At 58.0% G+C, this 8,700-nt stretch carries 9 protein-coding genes and 1 pseudogene; 6 read left to right on the plus strand and 4 right to left on the minus strand.

Annotated elements, in window-relative coordinates; genetic code table 11:
* Window positions 1-68 precede the first annotated feature (68 nt).
* Window positions 69-2,942 carry a preprotein translocase subunit SecA gene (secA, locus tag NW843_RS09130; protein WP_414522748.1) on the minus strand — a complete coding sequence of 958 codons (2,874 nt, stop codon included), beginning with the start codon at window positions 2,940-2,942 and terminating at the stop codon, window positions 69-71.
* Window positions 2,943-3,163: 221 nt separating this feature from the next.
* Here secA and NW843_RS09135 point away from each other — a divergent pair, with 221 nt between their 5' ends.
* Genes NW843_RS09135 through purU form a run of 3 tightly spaced genes read left to right on the plus strand, consistent with a single transcriptional unit; the run spans window position 3,164 to window position 4,678 of the window.
* A complete protein-coding gene (locus NW843_RS09135; RefSeq protein WP_414522749.1) occupies window positions 3,164-3,508 on the plus strand; it encodes a TatA/E family twin arginine-targeting protein translocase in 345 nt (114 codons plus the stop codon).
* A gap of 3 nt (window positions 3,509-3,511) precedes the next feature.
* On the plus strand, window positions 3,512-3,772 hold the full coding sequence (locus tag NW843_RS09140; protein ID WP_414389638.1) for a hypothetical protein: 261 nt from the start codon (window positions 3,512-3,514) through the stop codon (window positions 3,770-3,772).
* Between the two features lie 57 nt (window positions 3,773-3,829).
* Window positions 3,830-4,678, plus strand: a complete 849-nt coding sequence (gene purU, locus NW843_RS09145; protein WP_414343735.1) for a formyltetrahydrofolate deformylase — start codon at window positions 3,830-3,832, stop codon at window positions 4,676-4,678.
* Here purU and NW843_RS09150 read toward each other — a convergent pair.
* Window positions 4,679-5,113 (minus strand): annotated as a pseudogene (locus tag NW843_RS09150) (ABC transporter ATP-binding protein); the annotation flags it as partial. It lies immediately after the preceding gene.
* 201 nt (window positions 5,114-5,314) lie between these two features.
* The gene (locus NW843_RS09155; RefSeq protein ID WP_414522750.1) at window positions 5,315-5,623 is read right to left on the minus strand and encodes a gas vesicle protein GvpV; all 309 of its coding nucleotides are present in this window, start codon (window positions 5,621-5,623) and stop codon (window positions 5,315-5,317) included.
* Window positions 5,624-5,724: 101 nt separating this feature from the next.
* Between NW843_RS09155 and NW843_RS09160 the strand changes: the two genes are divergently transcribed.
* Window positions 5,725-6,219, plus strand: coding sequence for a pentapeptide repeat-containing protein (locus tag NW843_RS09160; protein ID WP_414522751.1), 495 nt, complete (start codon window positions 5,725-5,727; stop codon window positions 6,217-6,219).
* Between the two features lie 14 nt (window positions 6,220-6,233).
* Here NW843_RS09160 and NW843_RS09165 read toward each other — a convergent pair whose 3' ends face one another.
* The gene (locus NW843_RS09165) at window positions 6,234-6,542 is read right to left on the minus strand and encodes a hypothetical protein (RefSeq protein WP_414522752.1); all 309 of its coding nucleotides are present in this window, start codon (window positions 6,540-6,542) and stop codon (window positions 6,234-6,236) included.
* 194 nt (window positions 6,543-6,736) lie between these two features.
* On the opposite strand from NW843_RS09165, the gene NW843_RS09170 reads away from it, so the two are divergent.
* On the plus strand, window positions 6,737-7,468 hold the full coding sequence (locus NW843_RS09170; protein WP_414522754.1) for an aldehyde oxygenase (deformylating): 732 nt from the start codon (window positions 6,737-6,739) through the stop codon (window positions 7,466-7,468).
* 110 nt (window positions 7,469-7,578) lie between these two features.
* On the plus strand, window positions 7,579-8,604 hold the full coding sequence (locus NW843_RS09175) for a long-chain acyl-[acyl-carrier-protein] reductase (RefSeq protein ID WP_414522753.1): 1,026 nt from the start codon (window positions 7,579-7,581) through the stop codon (window positions 8,602-8,604).
* Window positions 8,605-8,700: the final 96 nt, after the last annotated feature.

Genomic DNA, 8,700 nt, shown 5'->3' on the forward strand with positions numbered 1-8,700 from the left:
ATTTTCAGTATAGTTGAGCTTATCATTGACTAGAGTCATGCTCCCCCGCTGACTTCTCTCTACGCCAATTATTCTTCCGTGAAATCGGCTTCCATCACCCCTGAAGCAGAGCTGGGATCAGGGCTGGCAGCCGCAGTGGGTGCCGGAGCCGGTCGCGATGCCTGGGGCACTTGCACAATTTGGGGAGTAAAGATGAATAGGTTGTACACCGTGTTGCGGCGGATGTTGTCCATCATCTCCAGGAACAGCTCGTAGCCCTCGTTCTTGTACTCGATCAGGGGATCCTTCTGACCGTAGCCTCGCAGGCCCACAGCTTCCCGCAGCGCCTCCATCTGCTGCAGGTGTTCCCGCCAGAGGGTGTCCACCTGTTGCAACAGGAAAAAGCGCTCCGCCTTGCGCATCAAACCGGGCTCAAAGGTATCCAGAAAAGCCTCTTTGGCCTCATAGGCCAGTTCTGCCTGCTTGATCAGGTAGTCCAAGATCTGCTCGTAGGAGAGATCCTGCAGGTCTTCAACCTTGAGGTTTTGCTTCAGGAGCGGCACAAACTCCTGCATCTTGGCGGTCAGCTTGTCAATTTCCCACTCTTCCGGGGGCAGCTCTGGGTTGACATGCGCTCGCACGATCTCGCCAACGGTTTTGCGCACATAGTCAAGGATCTTGGTCTTGAGGTTTTCCCCCTCCAAGATGCGCCGCCGCTCTGAGTAGATGGCCCGCCGCTGGTTGTTCATCACCTCGTCATACTCGAACACCTGCTTGCGCATGTCGAAGTAGTACACTTCCACTTTTCTCTGCGCATTCTCCAGGCTGTTGCTGAGCCACTCGTGCTCAATGGGCATGTCCTCTTCCAACCGGAGCGTGTCCATGAGCTTGGCTACCCACTCGACACCGAAAATCTTGAGCAGGTTGTCTTCCAAGCTGAGGAAAAACCGCGAGGAGCCGGGATCCCCTTGTCGCCCGGCGCGGCCCCGCAGCTGGTTGTCGATGCGGCGGGATTCATGGCGCTCCGTACCGATCACATGCAGGCCCCCCAGCCTCACCACCTCTTCGTGCTCGGCCTCAGTAATTTTTTCGTACTCGGCTTTGATGCTGTTGTAAACCTCCCGCAGTTGCAAAATTAGCGGATCCTGCACCGGCGCTTTCTCGGAAGCTACTGCGATGAGATCCTCCACCACCAGCTCTGGCAGACGGTTCAGCCCATACTTGGTCACCGCTGCTGCCACCACTTCGTCTAAAGCTTGGTTGGTGCGGGCCGACAGCTCACAGGGGTAAAAATTGGGGGAGACCACCGTCCAGGATTTTTTCGGCTTGGGTGCTGTCCCACCAAATCCCTGGCCACCCCCCCGTCCCACCATCTGAACGGATCCCAAGGGGTTGTCGGCGTCCAATTGAGCCAGCTTGGGCATCAGCCGTTCCCGCAGCTTGAGGCGGGCCATGTACTCCGCATTGCCTCCCAAGATGATGTCCGTGCCTCGACCGGCCATGTTGGTAGCAATGGTTACAGCGCCTTTTCGCCCCGCCTGGGCAATGATCTCCGCCTCCCGCTCCACGTTTTCTGGCTTGGCGTTGAGGAGGTTGTGAGGGATCCCCATTTCCTTGAGCATGGCCGAGAGGCGTTCGGATTTTTCCACGCTGGTGGTGCCCACAAGGACGGGGCGCCCCTGGGCGTGCATGTGGGCAATTTCCTCGGCAACCGCTTGCCACTTGCCCCTTTCGGTCTTGTACACCAAGTCGGGGGCATCTTTGCGGCGGATGGGTCGGTTGGTGGGGATCACCGTAACTTCCAGGTTGTAGGTTTTGCCGAACTCGGCCTCCTCAGTGCGAGCCGTGCCCGTCATGCCGGAAAGCTTGGGATAGAGCAGAAAAAGGTTTTGGTAGGTGATGGTGGCCAGGGTTTGGCTCTCGCTTTGAATCGGCACCCCCTCTTTGGCCTCCACCGCCTGGTGCAGCCCATCAGACCAGCGGCGGCCGGGGAGCACCCGCCCGGTGAACTCGTCCACGATCACCACCTCTTGATTGCGGACGATGTAGTGGACATCCTTGATGAAGAGCTCTTTGGCCTTCACCGCGTTAAAGACAAAGTGCGCCCAGGGATCCTTGGGATCAAACAGGTCAGAGACTCCCAGCAACCGCTCGGCGGCTTCAAACCCCTCGTCGGTAAGGATGACGTTGCGGGCTTTTTCATCCACCTCATAGTGTTCATCTCGGATCAGCTCCCGCGCCACCTGGGCTGCCCGCAGGTATTTTTCGGAAGGACGAGCCACTTGGCCGGAGATGATCAGGGGAGTACGGGCTTCATCAATCAGGATCGAGTCCACCTCGTCGATGATGCAGTAGTTAAAGGGCCGTTGCATCACCTCTTTGATGTCGGTGGCCATGTTGTCCCGCAGGTAGTCGAAGCCCAGCTCGCTGTTGGTGCAATAGGTGATGTCGCAGTTGTAGCTGCGGCGCTTTTCTTCGGGTGACATGCCCTCTTGCACTAGACCGACCGTCAGGCCCAAGAAACGGTGCACCTGCCCCATCCACTCCGAGTCCCGACGGGCCAAGTAGCCGTTGACGGTAACGATGTGAACCCCCTTCCCAGTCAGGCCGTTCAAGTAGGCAGGCAGGGTGGCGACCAGGGTTTTCCCCTCGCCGGTTTTCATTTCGGCAATCTGGCCTTCGTGCAGCACCATGCCGCCGATAAGCTGTACGTCGTAATGGCGCAAGTTCAAGACCCGCTTGGCGGCCTCCCGCACCACGGCAAACGCCTCCGGCAAGAGATCGTCCAGAGATTCTCCTCTGTCCAAGCGCTGGCGAAACTCTGTGGTCTTGGCCTTGAGCTCCGCATCCGAAAGAGAGGCGATCTCGATCTCCAGCGAGTTGATCAACTTGACGACAGGACGGTACTGCCGGATCTTCCGATCGTTAGGATCCCCGAGGAGCTTTTGTAGGGTTTGGAGCATGGGCAAGCCTAGGCCAATGAAGGACATTGATTGATTAACGATGCAATTCTACCATTTTAACTTGGCCGGCCAGGGAGAGGTTGGCCTGGATGAGCTGAGAGCAAAACACCAGAGCCATCGGATAGATGAGGAGAGCCGGCAGTTACTTGCAGTCCGCGGCAAGAAAATGTCACTCTAGGGAGGCGAAGGGATCCCGACCAAACCGTACTCTGCCGAGGCTCATGAATTTTTTGGGTGTTGGACTGCCGGAAATGTTGGTCATCTTTGCGGTGGCTCTCTTGGTTTTTGGGCCCCGCAAACTGCCGGAGATTGGTCGCACGCTGGCCAAAACCCTGCGCAGCCTGCAGGATGCTTCCAGAGAGTTCGAGGCGCAACTGAACAAAGAGGCCCAAGAGCTGGAGAAAGCCACCCGCGGGACAACGGCTGCCGCCCCTCCCAAGGCTTCCCGAACAGCAGCCGCGGCTGAGCCCAAAGCCGAGTCGGTCGCCACAGCCGATACACCCACCTCAGAGATGGCTCCCCCCCCATCCGCAGCCGACGACGCTCAAACAGCAGACGCTGCCTAACCTATGGCCCGCTTCAACCCCCTTTGCTTCGGCATGGAAATTACGCGCCTGTTCGAGCAAGGGCAGTCCTACTTCGCTCCTGCCAAGGTGGAGACCTGGCTGCGGCAGCATGGCCAAAACCCGTCTGACTATGAGATCTCGTTTCACCAGGAACTGCCCCCTGCCGGCTCTTCTGCGGCGATGTGGATTCGCATCGACTTGAAGCGTTGGGATGGCCAGCCGGTGGATCCCTGGCTATTGGAAGAGATCAACCGGGTAGATTGAGAATGGATTGCTCTTGGGGAGAGCCAGTCCCCACAAAGTTGAGGCTGTTGTCTACCGATGCCCAGTGCCACCCTGTTGGTATCTTGCCCTGATCAAAAAGGGCTGGTAGCCAAGCTCTCCAGCTTCATCTACAGCTACGGCGGCAACATCATTCACGCCGATCACCATACGGATCCCGAGGCAGGACTGTTCTTGAGCCGCATCGAGTGGGACTTGGAGGGCTTCCAACTGGAGCGAGGGGAAATTGTCCCCGCCTTTTCGGGTATTGCCCGTGGGATCCAAGCCAACTGGGAACTGCATTTTTCCGACACTCGCCGTCGCATTGCGTTGTGGGCCAGCAAGCAAAGCCACTGCCTTTTGGATCTGATCTGGCGGCAAAGGGCGGGAGAACTGCCCGCCGAGATCCCCTTGATCATCAGCAATCACCCCGACCTGGAATCGGTGGCCCGCTCCTTCGGTATCGATTACTACCACATCCCCGTTTCTCCAGAGGGCAAAGCCGCAGCCGAAGCCCGTCAGCTCGCTCTCCTGCAGGAATATCGAATTGACCTGGTGGTGTTGGCCAAGTACATGCAGGTCTTGAGTGGGTCGCTGCTCCGCCAAGCCCCGCCGGTCATCAACATTCACCATTCCACCCTGCCCGCCTTTGCCGGAGCCAACCCCTACCACCGCGCCCATCAACGGGGGGTGAAGATCATCGGCGCGACTGCCCACTATGCCACCGAAGATCTGGACGAAGGGCCGATCATCGAGCAAGACGTGGTGCGGGTCAGTCACCGCGATACCGTTGCCGACCTCGTCCGCAAAGGCCGCGACATGGAACGCCTAGTCCTGGCACGGGCAGTGCGGTATCACCTGGAGAATCGGGTGCTGGTGTACCACAACAAAACGGTGGTGTTTGCCTGATCAGCCCGCGGGCGCAGCGTCGCTCAACGGGATCCCTTTCTGGTTTCGTAGGAGAGCCAAGATCTCGTCCTTCACCTCTTGGAAGGAAGAAGTGCGCTTGAGACTGTAGTCGCGCCGACTGGGGAAATCAACCCGGAGCTCCCGTTTCACCCGCCCAGGATGGGACGTGAGTACATAGATGCGCTGGGCCAAAAAGACGGCTTCTTCCACATCGTGGGTGATCATCAGGATTGAAGTGCGCGTGCGCTGCCAGAGATCCAGCAAAAACTCCTGCATGGTCTCCTTGGTTTGCACATCCAAAGCGCCAAAAGGCTCATCCATGAGCAAAATCTTCGGCTGGGCCGCCAGAGCTCGCGCAATCGCCACCCGCTGCTGCATACCGCCCGAAAGTTGCCTGGGCAGGGCCTTAGCAAAACGCTCCAGGCCGACGATATCTGACGATATCTGGGGAGAAGAAGTCATAAGCCCTGAAGTTCAGGTAACTGTGCAGCCAGCTTGAGAACAGCTGTTCGCTGGCCCAGATTCTGGAGTCGGGTTGAGATAAGCAGCAAATAGTTAAGTTGGCTACAGAATCCCCTGACTTGTTGCTTAGGTCTGCTTTGAATCTTGGGTCTTCTTTGAGATTTATAGGATCCCTCAGTACTCAAAGGTCATGGGCGGGAAGCGGGAAGGGCGAGATCTGAGCTGGGCCGGTTCAGAGGGGGGAACGGGATCCCGGAAGGCTTTTGCCTCCTGCTGAAGGTGCTGCATGGCCTGCTCGATTTCCTGGAGTCGCGCGTGGATTTGCCCTTGCCGCTCTCGAATAAACTCTAGCTCTTGGTTGAGCCGCTGCTTTTCCACGGTGAGCTGCTGCATTTCGGCATAGAGGGCGGATTCGGTTTGGCGGCGAGGGATCGAGCGCAGCTTGGGGCGCGGTCGAGTTCGGGGCACACGGGGCAAGCTCATAAGGGGGGATCCCGGAAAACGGTTTGCGCCTATGCTAGCATGCTCTTGGCGGCCCTTCCATTCCTGGGTAGGATCCGATTCGTCCGGCGTGGAAAACGGCGATGGTGGAAACTGGAGCGGAACTGTTGCAACGCTACGGCAGCGGTGAGCGCGACTTCAGCAACAGCCAACTGGCCGGGGCTGACCTGGCCGGGGCCGACTTGGCCGGGATCGACTTGGGGGGATCCATTCTCCAGCAGGCAAAGCTGGCTTCTGCCAACCTGGAGCGGGCCTACCTGAGCGGTGCCGACCTCAGCCAAGCGGATCTTCAGGGATCCAACCTGCGGCTGGCCAACCTAGAAAAAGCTAAACTGCAGGGATCCCGATTGCAGGGAGCCAACTTGCGTGGGGCCAACCTGGCGGAAGCGGACTTGAGCGAGGCCGATCTCAGCCAAGCGGACTTGGCGGGGGCCAATCTCACCGGGGCCAACTTGAGAGGATCCCTTCTGGCCCGGTGCAAACTCAAGCTGGCCAACCTGCGAGGGGCCTGCTACGACGCCACCACTCAGATGGAAGCGGGTGTTACACCGGTGGAGCTGGGCATGGTTCAAGCCTAGAGGGGGAAATGGGGCTAGTCCTCTGGCTCCAAGTCCAGGATCTCCTGAATTTCGGCATCGGTATAGCCCACCGCCCGCAACTTCTCCGATACCGTGTGAATCTCCCCTGGAGACAAATCCTGCTGCCGTACCCGATCCCAGAGATTGGCCACAATCTGCAGCAGCAAACCGCTGCTCTCCGCCTCAAACAGCTCAAAAGCCGTGGCCAGCTCGATCGCCTGTAGCACCTCTTCGGCACTGCCAACCGGCTGATCGAGGGAGCGTTCCTCCAGCTCCACCAGCAACTGGCGCAGTTGGTTCAGGCCATCCCCAAGAGCAGACATACAGCAGGCTCCACAACGGCACTCGAACCCTCACCCTAGCAGACCCCTATCATTCCGCAAAAGGAATCCCGCCAATTCTGCGGCAGCTACAGCTATTCTGGTTAAAAGAGCGATCTAGCCGCAATCGAGGCGATTGTCGAGTCAGCATAGACAATCAACAACACCCAAACAACACCAAGAGGAGATGCATGAGTATGGCCCCAGTGAACGTCCTGCCCAATACCCCCCAGCCTTTGGCCAATAAGGGTGGCACCACCTTGGACTATGGCAGCGCGGTTTACCGGCAGGCCTACTCTCGCATCAACGGCATTGTGATCGAAGGGGAACAAGAAGCCCACGACAACTACCTCAAGCTGGCCGAGATGTTGCCGGAAGGGGCAGAGGAGCTGCACAAGCTGGCCAAGATGGAATTGCGGCACATGAAAGGCTTTCAATCCTGCGGCAAAAACCTGCAGGTAGAGCCGGATAGGGAGTTTGCCCGCACTTTCTTCGCCCCTTTGCGCAACAATTTCCAAAAGGCGGCAGCAGCCGGAGATCTGGTTGCCTGCTTGGTCATTCAGTCGCTGATCATCGAATGCTTTGCCATTGCCGCCTACAACATTTACATCCCCGTCGCCGATGAGTTTGCCCGCAAGATCACCGAGGGGGTGGTCAAGGATGAATATCTGCACCTCAATTTTGGAGAGCGCTGGCTAGGGGAGCATTTTGGCGAGGTCAAAGGGCAGATCGAAGCGGCCAACGCCCAGAACCTGCCCTTGGTCTGGCAGATGCTGCAGCAGGTGGACCAGGATGTAGAAGCCATCTATATGGATCGCGAGGCCATCGTCGAGGATTTTATGATTGCCTATGGAGAGGCGCTGGCCAACATCGGCTTCAGCACCCGCGAGGTGATGCGCCTCTCAGCCCAGGGTTTGCGGGCAGCATGACCCACCTCAGCATTCATCCTCTGCCGGCGGACTGCAGTTCTAGGCTGGCTACAGGCGGGTATGGACATGTTTTGATGGGATCCATCAGTTATCCAAGCGGGTAAACCTTTATGTTCGGCCTGATCGGGCACTTGACCAGCCTGGCCCATGCGAAGCGGGTGGCAGACAAGCTGGGTTATTCCGAATATGCGGAGAGCGACCTAGAGTTCTGGTGCATGGCTCCCCCTCAGGTGGTGGACGAGATCACAGTGACCAGCATTACCGGCCAAAAGATCCATGGGCAGTACGTCGAATCCTGTTTCTTGCCGGAAATGTTGGCGGGGGGACGGGTAAAGGCCGCCTGTCGGAAAGTGTTGAATGCCATGGCCCTAGCCCAGCGGCGCGGCTTGAACATTACTGCTTTGGGGGGATTTAGCAGCATCATTTTTGAGACTTTTCGCCTCGACAGTCTCCGGCGAGTCCGCAACATTGACTTGGAGATCCAACGCTTTACCACCGGCAATACCCACACGGCCTACATCATCTGTCAGCAACTGCAGTTGGCGGCCCAGCGCTACGCCATGGACTTGGCAGCCGCTACGGTTGCGGTGGTGGGGGCGACCGGAGATATCGGCAGCGCCATTTGTCAATGGTTGGTGGCCCACACTCACTTGGGCAAATTGTTGCTCATCGCCCGAGAGCGACGGCGTCTGGAGGAATTGCAGGCCAAGCTCAAGCAGGGGGAGATCTCTTCGCTGGAAGAGGCCCTGCCCCGCGCTGACTTTATCGTTTGGGTGGCCAGCATGAGCCAAGGCATGGCCCTCGATCCCCAAGTTTTGCCGGATCCCTGTGTCATCATCGACGGTGGCTACCCAAAGAACATCGCCTCCAGCTTGCAGCGAAAGGGACTCTACGTCATTGACGGGGGGATGGTGGAGCACTCTTTGGATATTGAATGGAACATCATGCAGTTTTTGAATGTGGCCAACCCGGCCCGTCAGCTTTTCGCCTGCTTTGCTGAATCCATGCTGCTGGAGTTTGAGGGGCTGTACACCAATTTCAGTTGGGGCCGTAATTTGATCACCCTTGAGAAATTGGATCTGATCGGGCAGCTTTCCCGCAAGCATGGGTTCCGCCCCCTCATGCCCGAAGCCTAATTGAGATTCAAAATGAAGAAAGCCTCAGCCCCAGCAGAGGTGCTGGCCCTGGTCAGCTAGAAATCGCAGGAGCCCCGCACTGTACCCGTAGGTTCA

This window comes from Synechococcus sp. R5-12 (assembly GCF_047502655.1).
In the GTDB taxonomy this organism is placed as follows: domain Bacteria; phylum Cyanobacteriota; class Cyanobacteriia; order Thermostichales; family Thermostichaceae; genus Thermostichus.